We start from the raw sequence: 19706 nt of genomic DNA, 5'->3' as shown, positions 1-19706 counted from the left end.
CTTCGTCAGTCTTATCTACAACCTCAAAGCAGTGCTTTGAGCAACCTGCGGCTAGTTTGCTCTTTGATTTTCATTGAGTATCAGATTTAAGAAATTAACTTCCTCGTCTCCAGAAAATCGCTAAGACAATCATGGAACCTAGTATTGCCGGAATAATGGCAGTTCCTGCTATTATCGGTCCCCAAGTCCCAAAAAGCAAGTGGCCTATAAAGGCACCAATCCAGCCTAGAAACATTTTTCCAAAACATCCCATGCGTTCTCCACGATTGGTCAGAGTACCTGCTAAAAATCCCACTAGGAGACCAACGAACATACTTCCTATCATTTTGGCTCCTTAATTTGCCCAATCTCCCTTACGGAAGAGTGGTACACGTGTCCCATCCTCACGGATACCATCGATATCCATTTGGTTAGAACCAATCATAAAGTCTACGTGAACATCTGAACGGTTAAGCCCCGCAGCTTCAAGCTCCTCTTCGCTCATCTCTGCACCACCAACAACGCTAGTTGCATAGGCTGCACCGATAGCCAAGTGATTTGACGCATTTTCATCGAAAAGGGTGTTAAAGAAGGTAATGCCTGACTGAGAAATTGGGCTTGGATCTGGTACCAAGGCACATTCACCCAAGGCACGCGCACCCGCATTTTCAAAGACAAGGTCTTTCATGACCTGATCACCCTTCTCAGCAGTGATATCTACGATTTGTCCATCCTTGAAGGTTACTTTAATTCCTTCGATGATATTTCCATTATAGCTAAGCGGTTTTGTAGAAGTGACATAACCATCTGCACGACGGAAGTCAGGTGCTGTGAAGACTTCTTCTGTCGGCATATTTGGCAAGAACCCTTCGCCCTGTGCATTGACAGCCCCAGCTGATTCCCAAACGTGGTTCTTCGGCAAGCCAAGGGTCAAATCGGTCCCTGGCGCTGTGTAGTGAAGGGCTGAAAATTGTTCTTTATTAAGCATATCTGCCTTGCTCTTGAGAATGTCTGCATGTTCCTCCCAAGCCTTAACCGGATCTGCTTCGTAGACACGACAAGTTTTGAAGATTTGGTCCCAAAGGAGATCGACTGCTTCTTCGTCGCTCGCAGCATTTGGAAAGACTTTCTTAGCCCACTCAAGTCCAGCAGCGGCTGCTACAGTCCAGCTAACCTTGTTGGATTGCGTTGCGATTCGCATTGGTTTCATGGCAAGTCCCATAGCTTTAGCAGATGCCGAAAGCTTGTCAGCATCCACTCCATTCAAGGCACCCGGATCAGATGAACGAACTCCAAGACGACTAGCCTTGTTCTCCAAAAGATAGTTCATCTCAGCAATCTTGTATTCAGGCACATTGTCCAGACGCTCCATCGGCGCATGGAGGAATTTCTCACGGTTAATGACATCATCTGTCCACTGAACGATAACCTCATGCGCACCCAAGGCATAAGCTTCTTTGACAATTAAGTGAGCCAACTCACGTTGCTCCACATCGATAGAGAGAGCCAAAGTATGACCAGGTTGCACATTGATTCCGTTCGCAACCAATAATTTCGCATATTTTTCTAGATTTTCTTTAAAATTTGGTAAAACCATTCTGTTTTCTCTTTTCTATTTTTATTTTTCTTTCAAAGCAGAAAATATTCCTGCTAAGGCAATAGCACCTGACAAGAGTGCTGTCGATAGAAGGATTGTACGATCAGCAAGTTCTAATTGATATTCAAATACCTTCTCAGCCAGCTTATCTTCTGCGAATATTCTTAGTTTCATGAGAACCCCCTTAAAATTTATTAAAACAAATCACTATGACTGCCTGTCCTAAGCAAGTTTAAAAGCAATTCTTCCTTGTCTACTTTATAGACCAAAAGCCAACCTGGTTGGATATGGCATTCACGACTCCCTTGAAAATGCTTGGATGCCGTCAATTGATGATCACGATATCTAGCAGGAAGTTCTTTTTCTTGAACAAGAAAATTTAAAACTTCTTCTAATAATTCTGCCTTCAAACCACGCTTCATAGCCAACTTAAAATCTTTTTTAAACTGTTTATGATAACGAATCTTAAGCACGCAAATCCTCCATCAAGTCAGAGACTGATTCAAAGGATTGGCTCATATTACGATTTTGGTCTAAATCCGTTAATACCTCAAGCAACTTCCGATTTTCGTCTAGTCTAACATCAAAAGGTAATCCCTGATATTGAATAGCCTGACGAAGGAAAATATTAATAGCTGTTGTCATATCCATTCCCAGATTACTAAACACCTGTTGGGCCTGCTCCTTAACCTCACTATCCAGACGGATGCTCATACTCGTCTTTGACATACTCTCACCCTCTTTCTATAGACTATTTTAACAAAAAAGAAGGCTAATGTAAATCTATTAGATATACATTAGCCTCTTTAAATAGATGATTATCGTTGCTCTGATGACTTGCTTTCTATAAAATCATTTACCCTAGTCAAGATCTCTTTTTCCAGTTCTGTTATTTGTTTCGGACCCCAACCAGAATCTTTTTTAGAAGTTATCTCTGCCATCATCTGTAATTTTAAACTTTGACGATAAAATATATCTTGCCATTGATTATACTTTGCAATTGGAACTAAATTTCCAAACTTCGAATTCTGACTATCTGTAATGATACAAAGATTCCCGAAGGAGTGCAAAAATTTATCATCAATCTCTTCAAATATTTCATCACTATTTGGATGTTGTGGAAACCAGTGCTCTATGGAACGACGATATGTAAACTTAAAATCTTCAAATTCAACGCTCGAATACTTTCCTTTTAAATCCGAACAATTTTTCCATAAAATATAATCTATAAAATTGAAAGCGTAAACAGGAATTGCACCATATCTTTTGATATTTCTATCCTTGTCAAACAAACTTTCTTCAGCATATCTCACTGCCATTTTCTCAAGAAAATTCTTAAACCGAGCACCAAATTCTGCTTGATTTAACTCTTCAATATGGTTAAACAAGAATTGCAAGATCTCATATAACCAACGACTATCACGATTAGCAGTAAAGGTCACAGCAAACATAGATTGGAGCATTAAAATATCATCATTGAACTTTTCAAAAGAATTTTTATCATGATAATATTGAACAAATAAATCTCCTCCAGTTTTATTATTATAATCATTCCGATAAACTTTCTGTAGAAACCAATCATTTTCTTGTCTTCTATTATTAGTCTCTTGTGACATTCGTACGATCAAATTATCAAATATAAATTTTAATTTCAATAAATTTCTAATAAATAATGTAACATCCTCTAAATTTGTATTAACACTAGTTACATTTTCAAATGTTTCTAATAATTTCTTGTCATCTAGCTGTATATCAGAAGGAGATACATTACCAAATGTTATATAATAAACGAAATATAAAAATGTTTCAAAGTTTATAATCGTTCTGTATTTTTCCACTTCATTCGTATCTGATATTACTTTAACTCTTGTAGATTCTTTATTTTCTATACTAGACAATAGAGATTTCTTATTAGTTGACTGAACTTCTATTTGACTTAAGGACTTATCAATATTTAAAAGAAAGCTATTCTGATAATTATTTCCTTTAATCCAATTCAAAGGAAAGATTTTTTCTCTTTCTCCATCATGATGCTTTTTCTTTGCTTTTTTTGTAAATGCATTGATTACCGGCTTATCAAACTCTGCACAGGCATCCCAAATTCTTGCAAACTTTTGCGCCATTTCTTGATCTGTACCAAACTTAGCCATCATTTGCGCCTTAAGAATCTCATGAGCCTCTAGTTGTTCGCCTCGAGAGTTGAAACGTTCGAAATAAAGATTCAAATCTAAATCCTCAGGAAGTATACTCCGAAAAATGATGACCTTTTCAAAAAGATAATTAACGAAAGACTGAGGATTCAATTGGCGCTCTTCTAACACTTTTTTCAATGCGTTTCTAGCATGTCCGTAACCTCTAGTCAGCTCATTTTCATCGCCCTCTAAAATTTTTTTCTTGGCAAATAAATCTTGAATATTCTTATTTGATTTCTTCCGAGCTGGGAAGGTAAGATTGACAACTTTCAATCTATCAAAACCAAACTCATGCTTCAAAGCTAAGGCAATCAAATTAAGGGCTGTTGTTCGTTGTTGCCCATCTATGATTTTGAAAATGTCATTCTCTTTATTAACGACTAATGTTCCAATATAGTAATTGTCTCTATTTTCTTGAAAAGCATCTGCTACGTCGTTCAATAACTGCTCAATTTCATCATAAGTCCAAGCAAAATTTCTCTGATAAAGAGGGATAGCATAGGTATCTTCATTTAACAAACGATTAACTGATAAGCTTATATGTGTTTCTACCATTTATCTTTTTCCTCTTCTATAATCTTGTCCACAGTATAATTTTCAAATAACTCTCTATCTATCTTGACCATAAAATCATTGGGAGTGACAGCATGGGATAAAAGTTGAAATAGCTTTTGAACCTCTTTTTGTCTAAACCTTCCACCAGCGGCGTATTTCCCTACCGTTGCATCGTATATGGCTTTAGATTTAACTCGAGGGTAGTAAGACCAAATAAACAAGGTCTCTACTATCTCCTTTGATAGCTCATCTTTTCCAAATCTATCTGCGAAAAGCGAGCAAATATTTAGGAATATATTGTGACATTTGAGATAGCGTCCTTTTGAGCTATTGTAAATGTTTAACATACCTTCTGGGTAAGCTAAATTTTGTTCTTCCTCCTCTGACTCATTAGAGACCCCTAACTGTTTATTTAAAAAATTTTTATGAACTCTAATAGTTTCATGAGCAGATTCAATATACTCAAAAAATTTACTTCCATCAATGATTGGCATAGTAATGGACATAGGAAGATTTTCAATATGACGATACAATTCTAGATATGGAAAGTTCTGATTCAAATCAACGCCTTTAAAATCGTCAATAAAATCCTCTGTAAAACGGAGATAAGAACCATAACGCTTGTTTGTTAATCCTGTCTCTCCTCGCGACCAACGTCTCATACGAAAAAGATGTTTATCAAACAACTCTTTGAGACTTAACTCTTTATCTTCTACAAATTGCTCCCACTTTTCCACAATTCTTTCATCTTCGGAATCTTGCTTGCGAAGATGATAGGCTTTGAGCAAATCATGAGGTTCTAAAGATTTTCCACGATTATTCTGAGAATCAAATAGCTGAAAGGCCTCTGATAATCGTTCCTGTGGCATAGTAATCACGGAGACAGAACAATTTTCCAATAAAAAATTGCAAATATCTTTTGCCTGATTTTCGCCAACCAATTGAGTCAAATTTTCCCACTCATTATAATTTTCACTCGCATGATAGCAAGATAGCTCTCCAAATACAGTAGCACTCAGCAGTTGCTTAGCACCCTTATAATTCTCTAAATCATCTAATAAATGAAGAAACAAGGAAATTGAAATTAGCCGTTGCTGTCCATCGACAATATCTAAGCGTCCATCATTATCTAAGTATTCATCATTATCTAAGTATTCATCATTTTCATGCAAGATAACGGAACCAATCTGATATTCCTTCTTCCCCATAGCATCTCGTAAATCATAAAAAAGATTACGGATATGTTTTCTGTTCCATTTATATGGTCTTTGATAAGAAGGAATTCGCAAATTCCCTTCTTTCAATAGTTCTCCAACCTTTTTAGAAGTAAATTGAATAGTCATTTTATCCTCATCTATATTTATCTATCATTTCTTGAACTGTTTGCTTCATATCCTCTACTAAAATCCGAGGAGACAAAATAGTGACTGCTTCCCCTTGTCCCAGCAACCAGCGTTTAAGCCCCGGTGTATGCTGACTTTCAAACTGAAAATGAGTCCAGTCGCCATTTTTCCCAACTATTTTTGCATTTGGAAATTGGTCCAACACAATCGTCGGATCGTACAAATACTCGATTTCAATACTGATTTTCTTCCCGATAAAAGCATCTACTCTCTCGTTACGAATATCACCATCTCTAAATTTATCTCGATAAGAAATAGAGGGTTTCTCTATACCACTAAGAGACCATGACTGGATACGGTCTACTCTTAAAGTAATATAAGTAGCATGTTTCAACTGGTAAACAACCAGATAGAAATAATGACTATCATAGTAAAGAGAGACTGGTAAAACAGTCTGCCTCTTAGAAGACTCAGAATAAGGTTTTTGATAGACAATGTCTAGAACCTGTTCATGTAAAATAGCTTCTGATAAATTCCAAATTTTCTCTATTCTATTTTGTTGATCCGTTAAGGGAGCATAGTTAAGCTTTTCGCTGCCAATGATCTGCTCAATTTCTTTCTGATCAGCACGGGGAACCAAGACCAGTAAATTATTTAGTAAGCTAGCAATTTCTGGTCTGTTCAGTGCTCTATTTTCCAATAAAATCTTGGAAATAACGAGAATATCCTTTTTATTAAAAACTGACTTACTTGCTAAACAATACTTATTCGTCTTACGGTTATAAAGCAAATCTCCACTATAACTGGTGTTACTAGATAAAATATCACGGAGTAGCGAAAAATCTCTCTGTATCGTCTTTTCGCTAACCTCAAATTCCTGAGCCAGTTGCTTTTTTCCTAGTGAAGTACCTAACTGTAAACGTAAAAAGATCGTTAGTAGTCTCTCTTGATCATTCATTTGCAATTTCCTTCTACATATTATTCAAACAATATTATTTCTAGTACATTATTATCACTTCTATAGTTTAACTAGCACTTTATATTCAAAACGATTAAAGCAAAATAAACTAGCCCTTAGGTGATTTCAACTGTACCACTATGCCAGATTCGAAGAACTCAACTACGGATTCATCCATATTTTTTAAGTCTTCGGGTAAGCAGTCTGAATATACAATGAAGAGTCTGCCTCTTTTCTTATTCTCTTTGAATTGATGCGTCCAGTATTCCTGTACCCTTTGATCAGCCTCTCCCAAAAGTTGAACTCCCTCCAGAAAAATCAAGTCATACTCTGTATGCTCCATTTGCAGTTTTATCCATTGACTATGTTTAGAAAAAATCAAATTATCTCTCACTCGATAATATCCAAGTGATGCTATTGGAGTAGCAGGTTTTATTTTAGTTAACGTATAAAACAACAAATGCCATCTGTCAGTCTCTGAAATACCGCAAATGTAAATACATTGAGAATCTTCTTTTAAGTCTATTTGTGGGAATCCGGTCCAATCACTTCCATCATCTTTCAAGCCTTTTTCAAAATTATAAATTTCCTCTTCAATTGACACATTAGAATTTAAAATTTCTTGATTCACCATATTATACTCTCTTTTCTATTATTTTTAAGAGAATTATAACAAATCAAGTGGACATATTTTGTCCACTTGATCAAAATAAGCAATTTTTTAAAACAATTCATCAAACAAACTCAACTGGTTATCCTCTGGCATATTGCCGAGGATGCCCATTTCGTCCATCTTTTCAACCAAGGTTGATGAAAGCCCTCCACGCTTACGCAATTCTGTTTTAGAAAGAAATTCTCCTTCTTCACGTGCTCGTACCAACTGCTTGGCAACGTTCTCTCCCAGACCATCCATAGCAACAAATGGCGGAATGAGGGTATCCCCATCGATGAGGAACTCTGTCGCCTGACTACGGTAGAGGTCTAATTTGCCAAACTTGAAACCACGTTCCCACATTTCATTGACGATTTCAAGAGTTGTATAGAGGTCAATTTCCACATTAGAGGCCTCATTGTTCTTCCGTTTTTCAGCGATTTCTTCCATTCTGCGCTTGATGGCATCTAAGCCCGCACCCATGGTCTTGATATCAAAAGCCTTAGCACGGATTGAGAAGTAAGCACAGTAGTAATAAATAGGATGGTGAACCTTGAAGTAGGCCACACGCAAGGCCATCATAACGTAGGCTGCCGCATGGGCTTTAGGGAACATGTACTTAATTTTCCCACAGGACTCGATATACCACTCTGGCACCTTATTGGCCTTCATTGCTTCGATATAGCCATTTCGCTCCTCTTCGGAAATCTTGAGCCACAATCCCTTACGTACCCGTTCCATGATGGTAAAGGCCATCTTAGGTTCGAGACCAGCATGCATGAGGTAAACCATGATGTCGTCCCGACAACCGATAACGGTTGATAGGTCCGCAATTCCCTGTTTAATCAAATCTTGGGCATTGCCCAGCCAAACATCGGTACCGTGGGACAATCCAGACAACTGTAGCAACTCAGCAAAGGTCGTCGGATGGGTTTCATCGACCATCCCACGCACAAAGTTGGTTCCAAACTCTGGAATCCCCAACATACCCGTAGGCGTTCCGATTTGTTCAGGAGTCACGCCAAGTACATCAGTCCCAGAAAAGAGAGCCATCACACCTTCATCATCCATAGGAATTTCATTAGGGTCAATACCAGACAAATCCTGAAGTTTCCGAATCATGGTCGGATCATCATGTCCCAGTACATCTAGTTTAAGGACATTTTCATCGATATCGTGGAAGTTAAAGTGAGTGGTCTGCCATTCAGCCGTCACATCATCCGCTGGATACTGGACAGGCGTAAAATCGTAGACATCCATGTAGTTCGGAATAACAACGATTCCCCCTGGGTGTTGTCCAGTTGTTCGTTTAACCCCAGTAGCTCCCTGGGCTAAACGCTCCACCTCTGCAGCACGATAAAATTTCCCATAATCTCTCTCGTAACCCTTGACAAAGCCATAGGCTATCTTAGCTTTCACCGCACCTACCGTTCCTGCACGGAAGGCATATTCCTCACCAAAGATATCACGCACATCCAAGTGGGCACTAGGCTGGTCTTCTCCCGAGAAGTTCAAGTCAATATCGGGCACCTTGTCTCCATCAAAACCAAGGAAGGTCTCGAAAGGAATATCTTGCCCATTTTTGCTGAGTTTGTGACCACATTTAGGACAGGCCTTATTGGGCATATCAAATCCTGAACCATAAGAACCATCTGTGATAAACTCACTGTACTGACACTGACCACAGACGTAGTGAGGAGAGAGAGGATTGACCTCTGTAATCCCAATCATGGTCGCAACGAAACTGGAACCGACAGATCCACGAGAACCAACCAAGTAGCCCCGTTCATTGGAACGTTGTACCAGCATCTGCGAAGCTAGATAAATCACAGCAAATCCATTCCCCAGAATAGAAGTTAGTTCTTTTTCAATCCGCAAATCGACAATATCTGGCAGTGGATTTCCATAAATCTCAAAAGCTTTCTTGTAGGTCAATTCAGCGACCGTTTCTTCAGCCTTGTCGATGAAAGGCGTGTACAAGTCACCCTTAACAACCTCAACGGGTTCAAAGATTTCTGCCAAGGCATTGGTGTTTTCAATAACCAGTTTACGAGCCAGTTCCTCTCCCAAGAAGGCAAATTCATCCAACATCTCATTAGTCGTTCTAAAATGAGCCTTTGGAAGTGGTGCTGGTTGGGCATGTTCCCCATGACCGATAGTTCGGTTAATCATAGCCCCCTGTCCCAAACTACGGACGATAATTTCACGGTAAATCTCTTCTTCCGGTTCGATATAGTGGACGTTTCCCGTAACAAGAACGGGCTTGCCAAGACGGTCTCCAACCTCTATCAAACTCTTGATAATAGTCTGGAGCTCCTCCATATCCTTAACCTGCTCTTTAGCAATCAAGGGCGCATAAATAGCTGGTGGCATGACCTCGATAAAGTCATAATACTTAGCCACCTCAACCGCCGCATCCACACCTTGGGAAACGACAGCATCAAAAACTTCACCTTCAGAGCAAGCTGAACCTAAAATCAAGCCCTCCCGATGGGCATCTAGAACCGTCCTCGGAATCCGTGGCACCCCTTCAAAGTACTTGGTATTGGACAAAGAAACTAGTTTAAAGATATTTTTTAGACCTACCTGATTCTTGACATAAATGGTCGCATGCTTGATTCGAGCTTTTTTATAAGAGTCTGGACTAATCAAATCAATGTTTAGTCTAGCCAAGTCTGTCACACCATGTTTGTCTGCCACCTCTTTGATAAAGATGAAAAGCAGACGACCAGTCGCTTCCGCATCGTAATTGGCCATGTGATGATGTTCCAAAGCCACACCAAAACGCTTGGTCAAAGGGCCCAAACCATGACGTTTATACTCAGGATAGAGGTTTCTAGCAAACTCCAGCGTATCAATAACTGGCTGACTAATCTTAGGCAGACCATGACGCTCATAGTTAGCATTCATAAAGCCTACGTCAAAGGTAGCATTGTGGGCAACTAAAACTGTATCCTTACAAAATTCTTGGAATTCTTGCAGAACTTGTTCCAGTGGTTTAGCATTTTTGACATGATCATCTGTAATACCAGTCAACTCCGTGGTAAAGGCTGACAAGGGATGCCCAGGATTGATAAATTCATCAAATTCAGCAATGACATTCCCCTTGTACATCTTAGAGGCCGCAACCTGAATCAAATCATTATAGATGGCTGAAAGCCCCGTCGTTTCCACGTCAAAGACCACATAGGTTGCTTCTGACAAGTCCATCTCCACTTCGTTATAGACGATAGGGACACGGTCCTCCACGATATTGGCTTCCATACCATAGATCAGCTGGATTCCCGCTTTCTTAGCCGCCTTATAGCCGTGTGGGAAGGATTGAACATTCCCGTGGTCAGTGATAGCAACTGCTTTGTGTCCCCACTTAGCAGCTGTCGCAACGATTTCTTCGACCTCTGGCAAAGCATCCATGGTCGACATGTTAGTATGAGCATGAAACTCAACCCGGCGGTCTCCTTCTGGCATCAAATCCTTCCGCTCATAGTGAACAACTTCCTGCACATCCTGTACGTTCATAGTCAAATCGCGTGTGAAGTTATTCATCTCCACATTCCCACGAACTCGGAGCCAAGAATTCTTCTTGATAAGGTCAAATTTCTGGGCCTCTTCCTCATTCTTAACCCACTTTTGCATAGAAAAACTTGAAGTATAGTCGGTCATTTTAAAGTTGATCAAAACGCGCCCTGTTCTGGTCACTTTTTGCTCCACATCAAAAACAACCCCTTCAAAGACCAGACGATTTTCCTCAGTCGTCACTTCGATCATAGGAGTAATCTCTGCCTTATCTAGCTTGAGTTTAGCTGCAGCTTTTTTAGTTTGAAAATCAAAGGCTGGTTTCTCTTCCGCTGGAGGAGGTGCCATCTGTTCTAGTTGTTCCATAGCACGGAGCGCTTCCTCATTGGCTGCTTGAACAATCTGCTCATTTTCAGCATGAAAGGCCTCTTCCTGCTCTTGGGTCAGCACATCATTTTTCTCTACTTGACAGTTGAAAGTTGGAAAGCCAAACTTTTCAAGTTGTTTCGCTAAATTAGGAAGGTGATTTTTCTTAAAGTGTTCCTTATCAATCGCCTCAGATCCTTCAATAAATAGCTGATTGCCCTCCGCACGAACTTGCAAATTTTGATAAAGGGACTTAAAACCTTGACTAGCACATGGGCCTTCAGAGAAAGCCTCCCTATAGTAGAACTGTAAGAGCTGATTTGAAAATTCTTGAGACAGAGTCTTGATTTCGAAAACAGCTTTATTGCCTGTCTTAGAAAATTCTTCGCTCAAACCTTTCTTTAATTCTAAAAAGATTTCAATCGGTAAAATATTAGAAAATACGAAATGAAACTCCCATACCTTACTAATTTTATGAACCACAACTCGCTCAATATCGGCCCGTGCTAAATCAGGAGCCCGTCTCATTTCAGCAGGTATCCCCAATTGATTCATCAAAATTTCAAAACTATTTGACATTCATTTTCCTCACATTATTCTCCTACTATTTTACCATATTTAGAGGTATTTTCTAAAGACAAAAGGAAGCCACTAAGTGACTTCCTTCTAGAGTGAGGACTGATTAGTCTTCACCTTTGTTTTTCTTAATGATTTCTTCTTGTACTGACTTAGGTACATCTTCGTAGTGGTCAAATACCATCATGAATGTACCACGTCCTTGAGATGCAGAACGAAGAACTGTTGCGTAACCGAACATTTCAGCAAGTGGAACGTAAGCACGAACGATTTGGCTGTTACCATGTGCTTCCATACCATCTACACGTCCACGACGAGCAGTTACGTGACCCATAACATCACCAAGGTTTTCTTCTGGAACAGTGATTGTTACAAGCATCATTGGTTCAAGGATAGCTGGTTGTGCTGATTTAGCAGCTTCTTTAAGAGCAAGTGAAGCTGCGATCTTGAAGGCAGTTTCAGATGAGTCGACATCGTGGTATGAACCATCGTAAAGCTTAGCTTTAACGTCAACCATTGGGTAACCTGCAAGAACACCGTTAGCCATAGATTCTACCAAACCTTTTTCAACAGCTGGGATAAATTCACGAGGAACCACACCACCGACGATTGCGTTTTCGAATTCGAATCCTTTACCTTCTTCGTTTGGAGTAAATTCAATCCATACATCACCGAATTGACCTTTACCACCAGACTGACGTTTGAAGAATCCACGTGCTTGAGTAGAAGCGCGGAATGTTTCACGGTAAGATACTTGAGGAGCACCTACGTTCGCTTCAACTTTGAACTCACGACGCATACGGTCAACAAGGACGTCAAGGTGAAGCTCACCCATACCTGAGATAACTGTTTCACCAGTTTCAACGTTTGTTTCAACGCGGAATGTTGGATCTTCTTCAGCCAATTTTTGAAGGGCAATACCCATCTTATCTTGGTCAGCTTTAGATTTTGGCTCAACCATCAATTGGATAACTGGTTCTGGAACATTGATTGACTCAAGGATGATTTTAGATTTTTCATCTGTCAATGAGTCACCAGTAGTAGTATCTTTCAAACCAACGGCAGCAGCGATATCACCTGAGTAAACAGTGTCGATTTCTTGACGGCTGTTAGCGTGCATTTGAAGGATACGTCCGATACGTTCACGTTTACCTTTAGAAGTGTTCAATACGTATGAACCTGATTGAAGCACACCTGAGTAAACACGGAAGAATGTCAAACGACCTACGAATGGGTCTGTCATGATCTTGAAGGCAAGAGCTGCAAATGGCTCTTCATCAGATGCTGGACGAGTTTCTTCTTCGTCTGTATCTGGGTTGATACCTTTGATTGCTGGGATGTCAAGTGGGCTTGGAAGGTAGTCGATAACCGCATCAAGCATCAATTGAACACCTTTGTTCTTGAAGGCAGAACCACACAATACTGGGAAGAATTCAACGTTGATAGTCGCTTTACGGATACCAGCTTTCAATTCTTCGTTAGTGATTTCTTCACCTTCAAGGTATTTCATCATCAATTCTTCGTCAGTTTCAGCAACTGCTTCAATCAATTTTTCACGGTATTCTTGAGCTTGGTCAAGGTATTCAGCTGGAATATCTTCTTCAAGGATATCTGTACCAAGGTCGTTAGTATAGATTTCAGCTTTCATCTTGATCAAGTCGATGATACCACGGAAGTCATCTTCAGAACCGATTGGCAATTGGATTGGGTGTGCATTTGCTTGAAGACGATCGTGAAGTGTGCTTACAGAGTATAGGAAGTCAGCACCGATTTTGTCCATTTTGTTGGCAAATACGATACGTGGAACTCCGTACTCAGTTGCTTGACGCCAAACTGTTTCAGTTTGAGGCTCAACACCTGATTGTGAGTCAAGAACGGTAACCGCACCATCCAATACACGAAGAGAACGTTGTACTTCGATTGTGAAGTCCACGTGTCCTGGTGTGTCGATGATGTTTACGCGGTGGTTGTTCCATTGAGCTGTTGTCGCAGCAGATGTGATAGTGATACCACGTTCTTGCTCTTGCTCCATCCAGTCCATTTGTGACGCACCTTCGTGAGTTTCACCGATTTTGTGGATTTTACCAGTGTAGTAAAGAATACGCTCAGTAGTTGTTGTTTTACCAGCATCGACGTGAGCCATGATACCGATATTACGAGTTTTTTCAAGTGAAAATTCGCGTGCCATGAGGTTTGTTTCTCCTATTTATTTTTGATTTCTATTCTATTATAACACGATTTTAATAAAAACGGATAGGCAGGACCTACCCGTTCTCAATGTTTTCATGCTATTGTTGGTTTCAACTTGTAGATTTACAAATTGAATCGAACTCGGGCTAAAGTTAATTAGCCGATTTGAGCCGGAACGGGATGCTGTGTGAAAAAGATAAACTTCCTTGTATTCGTCGAATACTGCGTCAGTTTCCTATTTTCATCTTGCATCCTTACCGTTCCTAGCATCATGACCTAGTTGAGCTCAAGCTAAAAGTCTGGAGAAAAAGATGAATCTCATTGGTTGCAATCGCAACCTGCTTCGATTCCCTATTTTCTCTGGGACTTTCTTAACGCTTTCGCATCCTATATTACCAACGGAAGTGTGCGAATGCACGGTTAGCTTCAGCCATACGGTGAGTGTCTTCACGTTTCTTAACAGCTGCACCAGTGTTGTTAGCAGCATCCAAGATTTCTTTTGCAAGACGGTCTTGCATTGTGTGTTCACCACGAAGACGAGCGATTGTTACCAACCAACGAAGTCCAAGTGTTGTACGACGTTCTGGACGAACTTCAACTGGGACTTGGTAGTTAGAACCACCAACACGGCGTGCACGTACTTCAAGTACAGGCATGATGTTTTCCATAGCTGTTTCAAATACTTCAAGTGCATCGTTGCCAGTAGCTTCTTTGATTTGCTCAAAAGCACCGTAAACGATTGAAGCAGCTGTACCACGTTTACCGTCAAGCATAACGCGGTTGATAAGACGAGTAACTAGTTGTGAATTGTAAAGCGGATCTGGCAATACGTCACGTTTTGGAGCTCTATTTTTACGACTCATTTCTCTTTATCCCCTTTCCTTATGCTTTTGGACGTTTAGTACCGTATTTAGAACGGCCTTGTTTACGATCGTTAACACCTGCAGTATCAAGTGCACCACGGACGATATGGTAACGTACCCCTGGAAGGTCTTTTACACGTCCACCACGAAGAAGAACCACGCTGTGTTCTTGCAAGTTGTGTCCGATACCTGGGATGTAGGCAGTAACTTCGATAAGGTTGCTCAAACGTACACGAGCGAATTTACGAAGGGCTGAGTTAGGTTTTTTAGGTGTCATTGTTCCAACACGAGTTGCAACACCACGTTTTTGTGGTGAAGAAACATTTGTTTGAACTTTTTTATGACTGTTGTAACCAACGTTCAAAGCTGGTGATTTAGATTTTTCTACTTTTGATTTACGCGGTTTGCGAACCAATTGGTTAATTGTAGGCATCTACATTCTCCTGTGTTTTTTTATTTTTGGTGATGATACACTTGGTGACAGCTATCATCTGTGTGTACTTTTGCAACATTTGTCAGCACGTCCCTGTACACTCTTGAGAGACCAAAAGTAAAAAGTACCGTCTATTATTGTAACAAATTTTTCCCTTGCTTGTCAAGATATTTTTCTTTTTTATTGTTAATTTTAGCTCTTTTGTATTGCTCCCAAAAGAAAGAAAAGGAGGAATAAGTCCCTCCTAAAATTAGGTATTGTTCCATTCAATTCCATCATTTTTAGCACATAATGTTCAGAAAAATATTATACCATCACAACCAACCAGATTCTTTCGCGATATTAGCTGCCTCCGTTCGATTAGCAGCATCTAGTTTCGAAAGAATATTGGTGACATAGTTTCGGACGGTTCCGTTGGATAGATAAAGTTTGTCTGCAATTTCTTGGTTAGAGAAGCCCTGCGCAATTCCCTTTAAAACGGCGATTTCTTGCTCTGTTAATGGATTGGGATGGGTCATAACTACTTCCATCAATTCAGGTGAATACTCCTTGCGTCCTTCGAGGACAGTATGCAAAGTTTGCATGAGGTCTGCAATGCTTCTTTCTTTCAAGACATAAGCATCTACTCCAGCCTTGACCGCACGTTCAAAATAACCTGGGCGCTTGAAGGTCGTTACCACAACCACCTTTGTTTCTAGCTTTTCTGATCGTATCCACTCCAGCACTTCAAGACCTGTCTTAACAGGCATCTCTACATCAAGAATGGCGATATCTACGGACTCTTTTTCTAAGAGTTGGATTGCTTCTTGCCCATTCTTGGCTTGTGAGACAGAGTCTACATCCGGTTGAAAGGCAAGTAACTGGCACATGGCATCTCGCAACATACTTTGATCTTCTGCGACTAATACTTTCATCTTAGTTTCTCTCCTTATAAGGTAGTCGAACTTGCACTTCCGTTGGCTGTTTCTGACTGATTACTCTTACTTCTCCTGAAAATGGAAGGACACGATCTCGGACTGTATGGAGCTCATCCCCCCTTATAGAAGCGAAACCACAGCCATCATCACTTACTGTTAGAATGAGTTCTTTCTCTGTCCGTTCTAATTTCAAGTAGACTTTAGACGCTTTAGCATGTTTGATGATATTGGTCACTAATTCAAGCAAAATCATGGAAGCCGTTGACTCCAATTCCTGAGTTAAGCTAGCTGTATCTAGTTGATTAGCTGTTTCCACCTCAATTCCAGCAATTTCTAACATCTTTTTCACAGTCTCTAGTTCGGATGTCAAAGTTCTAGACTTAAGATTTTCCACAATGGTTCGCACTTCACGCATTGATTCTTTGCTAATTTGCTGTATTTCTCTTAATTCCTTTTCCACCTGTGGATAGGCCTCCATCTGAAATAACTGCAGGGCCAGATCTGTCTTGACACTCAGCATAGCAAAGGTATGCCCCAGACTATCATGCAAATCCTGACCGATACGACTGCGTTCATTTTCAGCAAGCAATAGATTTATCTGGGCATTTTGCTTAGCCTGAGCTTCTTTCAAATCCTCCACAATACGAATCCGAACCAAGCCAAAAGTCATTAAATCGACAAAAGCAAGAATTACAAGTAGATAGAATAGATACTCAACTTCGATTCTCTGAAAAATCAAAAGTTGACCCACAACAAGGACTTGAGCAAGAAGAAAAGTCCAGACATGTAAAGACTTTAAACCACCTACGCTGAAATGATAACTTAAGAGATTGGATAGGAAAAAGAAAAACCAGATATAATTAACAGCAACAAAGGCAGTATTCCCAACTACATAAGTCAGCATGAGGCCCCAATATAGCCAAGATAGGCGCTGGCTCTTAGTTGTTAAAACACCCAAATATGCCACTACAAATAGAATATCAATCAATAAATGCCAGGCAGAAAGCCACCCAGTCACTACAGGTAGGATGGGGAAAATCATAAAAATTAAACTGGCCCAATACATATAGTCTATGCTTTTCAGTCTTTCAAGCATTAAGCATTCTCCTTATGACCTTGAAGGTAAATAGTCAAACCAAATAAAACTGCTGAAAAAACAAGTAGATAAACTGTGGCTGATAAATTGATGCCACCCTCGTTTAAGAAGGTCTTGAGCAACTCCATCAACTGATAAGTTGGTAGACACTTCCCGATTGCTTGCATCCAGTCTGGAAATAAAGAGATGGGCATCCAGAGTCCACCTAACACAGCCAAGCCTAGATAGAGAAGATTGCCCACGACAGACATCAGCTGACTAGACGGCAAGAGAGTCAGGGTCAGGCCCCAAGCGCTACAAAGGCAATACTTCCCACAATCAGCAAGAGCGCAGCCCCAATCCAGCTTCCTAAAGGCATATCCACACCTCTGACCAAGTGCCCAATTGAGAAAACAACCAGGATTGAAACCAGATAATCAACCATCATACTTGTTATCTTTGATAGATAATATTCTACCATATTTACTGGAGTATGGCGTAATGTTTTCTGCCAGTTGTTGATCTTATCGGTATGTAAAACAGCTGGAAATGAGAAGATAGCTGTCGACATCATGGAAAAAGCCGTCATGGAGATGAGGTAATCACGCATAAAATTATCTGGCCCACCTGGTGTGTCCTGATACATGCCTGAAAAGAATAAATAGAAGGCCGTCGGCATCCCTACGGACAATAGATAAGTTACTAATTGTCGTTTGGTCAATAGAAATTCTATCTTGTTTAGTGCGATCCATCGTTTCATCTTAGTCATCTCCCTTTTGTGTTTCTTCAAAGATTGTATCCAGCAAGCTACGATTATTGACTTCAATTTCTTGTATGCTACATCCTGCTTGGGCTAAAAGTTCCCAGAAAGCATCTGCTTCTCGAGTGACTACTTGCAGGGCATCTTGTTTTAGGACCCAGTTTTCAACCAAGTTTGACTGCTCTACGACTTCCTTGTAAGCTATAGGAAGGATAAAGTGCTTTTCTATTTCCTCGCTACGCATAGCTAGAGGTGTCGTATCTCGAATCAACTCTCCCTTATTTAAAACCAAAATCCGGTCAGCTGTATGCTCTACCTCTTCAATATAATGAGACGAATAGAGAATGGTAACTCCTTGCGCTTTTAGGTTCCGAACAATTTCCCAAAAACGTTGACGGGTAGAGGTATCCATGGCCGAAGTTGGCTCATCTAAAAAGACTAACTTTGGTCGTCCAATTAAGGTTAATACAAAAGAGAAAAGACGCTTTTGGCCGCCTGATAATTTTTCTGCAAATTGCTCTTTTTGTTGCTTATCAAACTGTAATAGTTGATCGATTTCCTGGTTACTCAAGTGATTTGGATAAATTTTTTGAAAGAAAGCAATCAACTCTTTTACCTTTAGTTTCTGAACGATTACATTCTCTTGAGGAAGATAGGATCTAGTGTAGTCTAACTTAGAGCTCGTCACTGGCAAGCCTTGGATGGATACTTGACCGCTTGTGACCAGTTTATCTCCAAGCAAACAGTCCAAGAGTGTGGTCTTCCCAGCACCATTGGGCCCAATCAAGGCGACGCATTCACCTTCAGCTACCTCAAAGGAAATATCCTTCAAAATAGCCTTCAAAATAGCCTTGCCCTTGATGTTTTTATTTAGGCTTTCTACCTTAATCATGTTCATGATATTCTCCTTTCAGCCACTCCTCTCCCATAGGAAAGGCGATAAAAATCATAAATCCTAGTCCCCAGACACCACGGATGAATTGGTGAAGGAAGGCTTGATCAAACCAACCTGTAAACATTTCTACCAACCATACCACTAGTGATAGTCCAATAAAAAGATAGAGAAACGCTTTTTTCATTTTTCAAACTCCTTTTTCACATCTCTGACCAATTTCAAACCTTCTCTGATAAGCCAAGACATCATTCCAAAGCCAGCAAAAAGCTCCCAAGGAAAATGGTAGAAATCCTCATCCAATCCCGAAAACATGAGATAGGTCATAACTCCTGCTGCTACTAAACTCACTGCTACAATCATTTTATTTTTCATTTCTTCTTCCTCCATTTCATATTACAATTATAGTCTTTTGAAATCAGAGGAGATAGAAGCTTCTGTCACTAGGAAATATGACAAATGTCATAAAAAATTCTGTTAAAACAAGCAAGATACACTATACAATAAAACACAAGTAGAAAAATCTAAGGCAGCTTCCTCAAAAGAAATATCAAACCCAATTCACACTATAATGTAAACTAATACACATTCAAAATCAAAAAGAGCAAAAATTTTTATCATACAAACACATATATTATGTGTAGAATAAAAAAAACTCGTCTATTGCTTTCGTAAAACTTTGTAAGAATTATAAAATCTGTTAAATTTCAATATATATACCTAAACTACAGTATTCATTAAACATATCAAAAAACAAAAAAGTATACGCTGCCAAAATGAATTACTGAAAATCGAGTAGGGGATAATCTCTAGCCCCTCTCACACCACCGTACATGCCGTTC

At 39.8% G+C, this 19706-nt stretch carries 18 protein-coding genes and 1 pseudogene; all 19 read right to left on the bottom strand.

Translation table 11 applies throughout. From position 1 onward, the window contains the following. Nucleotides 1-94 precede the first annotated feature (94 nt). The 19 genes and pseudogenes from RYL77_RS07340 to RYL77_RS07250 all read right to left on the bottom strand — a co-directional run bounded on the left by RYL77_RS07340 (nucleotide 95) and on the right by RYL77_RS07250 (nucleotide 19254). A complete protein-coding gene (locus tag RYL77_RS07340; RefSeq protein WP_315010806.1) occupies nucleotides 95-325 on the bottom strand; it encodes a GlsB/YeaQ/YmgE family stress response membrane protein in 231 nt (76 codons plus the stop codon). A gap of 9 nt (nucleotides 326-334) precedes the next feature. Continuing rightward, nucleotides 335-1576, bottom strand: a complete 1242-nt coding sequence (locus tag RYL77_RS07335) for an aminopeptidase (protein ID WP_315010805.1) — start codon at nucleotides 1574-1576, stop codon at nucleotides 335-337. Nucleotides 1577-1597: 21 nt separating this feature from the next. Beyond that, nucleotides 1598-1750: a hypothetical protein gene (locus RYL77_RS07330; RefSeq protein WP_315010804.1), complete on the bottom strand. Its 153-nt coding sequence runs from the start codon at nucleotides 1748-1750 to the stop codon at nucleotides 1598-1600. Nucleotides 1751-1770: 20 nt separating this feature from the next. Continuing rightward, entirely contained in the window at nucleotides 1771-2049 is a 279-nt protein-coding gene (locus RYL77_RS07325; RefSeq protein WP_315010803.1) for a type II toxin-antitoxin system YafQ family toxin, read from the bottom strand. Further along, a complete protein-coding gene (locus RYL77_RS07320; protein WP_000047863.1) occupies nucleotides 2042-2305 on the bottom strand; it encodes a type II toxin-antitoxin system RelB/DinJ family antitoxin in 264 nt (87 codons plus the stop codon). The genes RYL77_RS07325 and RYL77_RS07320 overlap by 8 nt, the downstream gene beginning before the upstream one ends. An 89-nt stretch (nucleotides 2306-2394) precedes the next feature. Continuing rightward, nucleotides 2395-4323 carry a DUF262 domain-containing HNH endonuclease family protein gene (locus RYL77_RS07315; protein ID WP_315010802.1) on the bottom strand — a complete coding sequence of 643 codons (1929 nt, stop codon included), beginning with the start codon at nucleotides 4321-4323 and terminating at the stop codon, nucleotides 2395-2397. Continuing rightward, nucleotides 4317-5666 (bottom strand): DUF262 domain-containing protein, encoded by a 1350-nt coding sequence (locus RYL77_RS07310; protein WP_315010801.1) that lies wholly within the window; start codon nucleotides 5664-5666, stop codon nucleotides 4317-4319. Before RYL77_RS07310 ends, RYL77_RS07315 begins: the two co-directional genes overlap by 7 nt. A 7-nt stretch (nucleotides 5667-5673) precedes the next feature. Then, nucleotides 5674-6624, bottom strand: a complete 951-nt coding sequence (locus RYL77_RS07305) for a WYL domain-containing protein (protein ID WP_315010800.1) — start codon at nucleotides 6622-6624, stop codon at nucleotides 5674-5676. Nucleotides 6625-6733: 109 nt separating this feature from the next. Continuing rightward, nucleotides 6734-7258: a DnaA ATPase domain-containing protein gene (locus tag RYL77_RS07300; RefSeq protein WP_315010799.1), complete on the bottom strand. Its 525-nt coding sequence runs from the start codon at nucleotides 7256-7258 to the stop codon at nucleotides 6734-6736. A gap of 87 nt (nucleotides 7259-7345) precedes the next feature. Beyond that, nucleotides 7346-11737, bottom strand: coding sequence for a PolC-type DNA polymerase III (locus tag RYL77_RS07295; RefSeq protein ID WP_315010798.1), 4392 nt, complete (start codon nucleotides 11735-11737; stop codon nucleotides 7346-7348). A 103-nt stretch (nucleotides 11738-11840) separates the two neighbouring features. Then, complete coding sequence (gene fusA, locus RYL77_RS07290) at nucleotides 11841-13922, bottom strand: elongation factor G (protein WP_315010797.1); 2082 nt, start codon at nucleotides 13920-13922, stop codon at nucleotides 11841-11843. Between the two features lie 394 nt (nucleotides 13923-14316). Next, nucleotides 14317-14787, bottom strand: coding sequence for a 30S ribosomal protein S7 (gene rpsG, locus RYL77_RS07285; protein WP_000087873.1), 471 nt, complete (start codon nucleotides 14785-14787; stop codon nucleotides 14317-14319). Between the two features lie 19 nt (nucleotides 14788-14806). Further along, nucleotides 14807-15220 carry a 30S ribosomal protein S12 gene (rpsL, locus tag RYL77_RS07280; protein ID WP_001142332.1) on the bottom strand — a complete coding sequence of 138 codons (414 nt, stop codon included), beginning with the start codon at nucleotides 15218-15220 and terminating at the stop codon, nucleotides 14807-14809. Nucleotides 15221-15534: 314 nt separating this feature from the next. After that, complete coding sequence (locus tag RYL77_RS07275; protein ID WP_315010796.1) at nucleotides 15535-16134, bottom strand: response regulator transcription factor; 600 nt, start codon at nucleotides 16132-16134, stop codon at nucleotides 15535-15537. Nucleotide 16135: 1 nt separating this feature from the next. Then, nucleotides 16136-17233, bottom strand: coding sequence for a sensor histidine kinase (locus RYL77_RS07270; protein WP_315010795.1), 1098 nt, complete (start codon nucleotides 17231-17233; stop codon nucleotides 16136-16138). Continuing rightward, nucleotides 17233-17972 (bottom strand): annotated as a pseudogene (locus RYL77_RS07265) (ABC transporter permease). The gene RYL77_RS07270 and the pseudogene RYL77_RS07265 overlap by 1 nt, the downstream one beginning before the upstream one ends. Nucleotide 17973: 1 nt before the next feature. Next, the gene (locus RYL77_RS07260; RefSeq protein ID WP_315010794.1) at nucleotides 17974-18870 is read right to left on the bottom strand and encodes an ABC transporter ATP-binding protein; all 897 of its coding nucleotides are present in this window, start codon (nucleotides 18868-18870) and stop codon (nucleotides 17974-17976) included. Next, complete coding sequence (locus tag RYL77_RS07255; protein ID WP_042900261.1) at nucleotides 18857-19051, bottom strand: hypothetical protein; 195 nt, start codon at nucleotides 19049-19051, stop codon at nucleotides 18857-18859. The genes RYL77_RS07260 and RYL77_RS07255 overlap by 14 nt, the downstream gene beginning before the upstream one ends. Then, nucleotides 19048-19254 carry a hypothetical protein gene (locus tag RYL77_RS07250; RefSeq protein WP_315010793.1) on the bottom strand — a complete coding sequence of 69 codons (207 nt, stop codon included), beginning with the start codon at nucleotides 19252-19254 and terminating at the stop codon, nucleotides 19048-19050. The genes RYL77_RS07255 and RYL77_RS07250 overlap by 4 nt, the downstream gene beginning before the upstream one ends. Nucleotides 19255-19706 lie beyond the last annotated feature (452 nt).

Source organism: uncultured Streptococcus sp. (assembly GCF_963516515.1).
GTDB lineage: Bacteria > Bacillota > Bacilli > Lactobacillales > Streptococcaceae > Streptococcus.
The sequence above is the reverse complement of the archived record's forward strand: the minus strand, read 5'-3'. Positions and strand labels throughout refer to the sequence as shown.

What these genes read in the sequence shown, in the direction of transcription:
- rpsG (WP_000087873.1), bottom strand. Translation starts at nt 14,787, where the DNA reads ATGAGTCGTAAAAATAGAGCTCCAAAACGTGACGTATTGCCAGATCCG.
- RYL77_RS07315 (WP_315010802.1), bottom strand. Translation starts at nt 4,323, where the DNA reads ATGGTAGAAACACATATAAGCTTATCAGTTAATCGTTTGTTAAATGAA.
- RYL77_RS07275 (WP_315010796.1), bottom strand. Translation starts at nt 16,134, where the DNA reads ATGAAAGTATTAGTCGCAGAAGATCAAAGTATGTTGCGAGATGCCATG.
- RYL77_RS07320 (WP_000047863.1), bottom strand. Translation starts at nt 2,305, where the DNA reads ATGTCAAAGACGAGTATGAGCATCCGTCTGGATAGTGAGGTTAAGGAG.
- RYL77_RS07260 (WP_315010794.1), bottom strand. Translation starts at nt 18,870, where the DNA reads ATGAACATGATTAAGGTAGAAAGCCTAAATAAAAACATCAAGGGCAAG.
- RYL77_RS07255 (WP_042900261.1), bottom strand. Translation starts at nt 19,051, where the DNA reads ATGAAAAAAGCGTTTCTCTATCTTTTTATTGGACTATCACTAGTGGTA.
- RYL77_RS07330 (WP_315010804.1), bottom strand. Translation starts at nt 1,750, where the DNA reads ATGAAACTAAGAATATTCGCAGAAGATAAGCTGGCTGAGAAGGTATTT.
- RYL77_RS07305 (WP_315010800.1), bottom strand. Translation starts at nt 6,624, where the DNA reads ATGAATGATCAAGAGAGACTACTAACGATCTTTTTACGTTTACAGTTA.
- RYL77_RS07310 (WP_315010801.1), bottom strand. Translation starts at nt 5,666, where the DNA reads ATGACTATTCAATTTACTTCTAAAAAGGTTGGAGAACTATTGAAAGAA.
- RYL77_RS07250 (WP_315010793.1), bottom strand. Translation starts at nt 19,254, where the DNA reads ATGGAGGAAGAAGAAATGAAAAATAAAATGATTGTAGCAGTGAGTTTA.
- RYL77_RS07335 (WP_315010805.1), bottom strand. Translation starts at nt 1,576, where the DNA reads ATGGTTTTACCAAATTTTAAAGAAAATCTAGAAAAATATGCGAAATTA.
- rpsL (WP_001142332.1), bottom strand. Translation starts at nt 15,220, where the DNA reads ATGCCTACAATTAACCAATTGGTTCGCAAACCGCGTAAATCAAAAGTA.
- RYL77_RS07295 (WP_315010798.1), bottom strand. Translation starts at nt 11,737, where the DNA reads ATGTCAAATAGTTTTGAAATTTTGATGAATCAATTGGGGATACCTGCT.
- RYL77_RS07340 (WP_315010806.1), bottom strand. Translation starts at nt 325, where the DNA reads ATGATAGGAAGTATGTTCGTTGGTCTCCTAGTGGGATTTTTAGCAGGT.
- fusA (WP_315010797.1), bottom strand. Translation starts at nt 13,922, where the DNA reads ATGGCACGCGAATTTTCACTTGAAAAAACTCGTAATATCGGTATCATG.
- RYL77_RS07300 (WP_315010799.1), bottom strand. Translation starts at nt 7,258, where the DNA reads ATGGTGAATCAAGAAATTTTAAATTCTAATGTGTCAATTGAAGAGGAA.
- RYL77_RS07270 (WP_315010795.1), bottom strand. Translation starts at nt 17,233, where the DNA reads ATGCTTGAAAGACTGAAAAGCATAGACTATATGTATTGGGCCAGTTTA.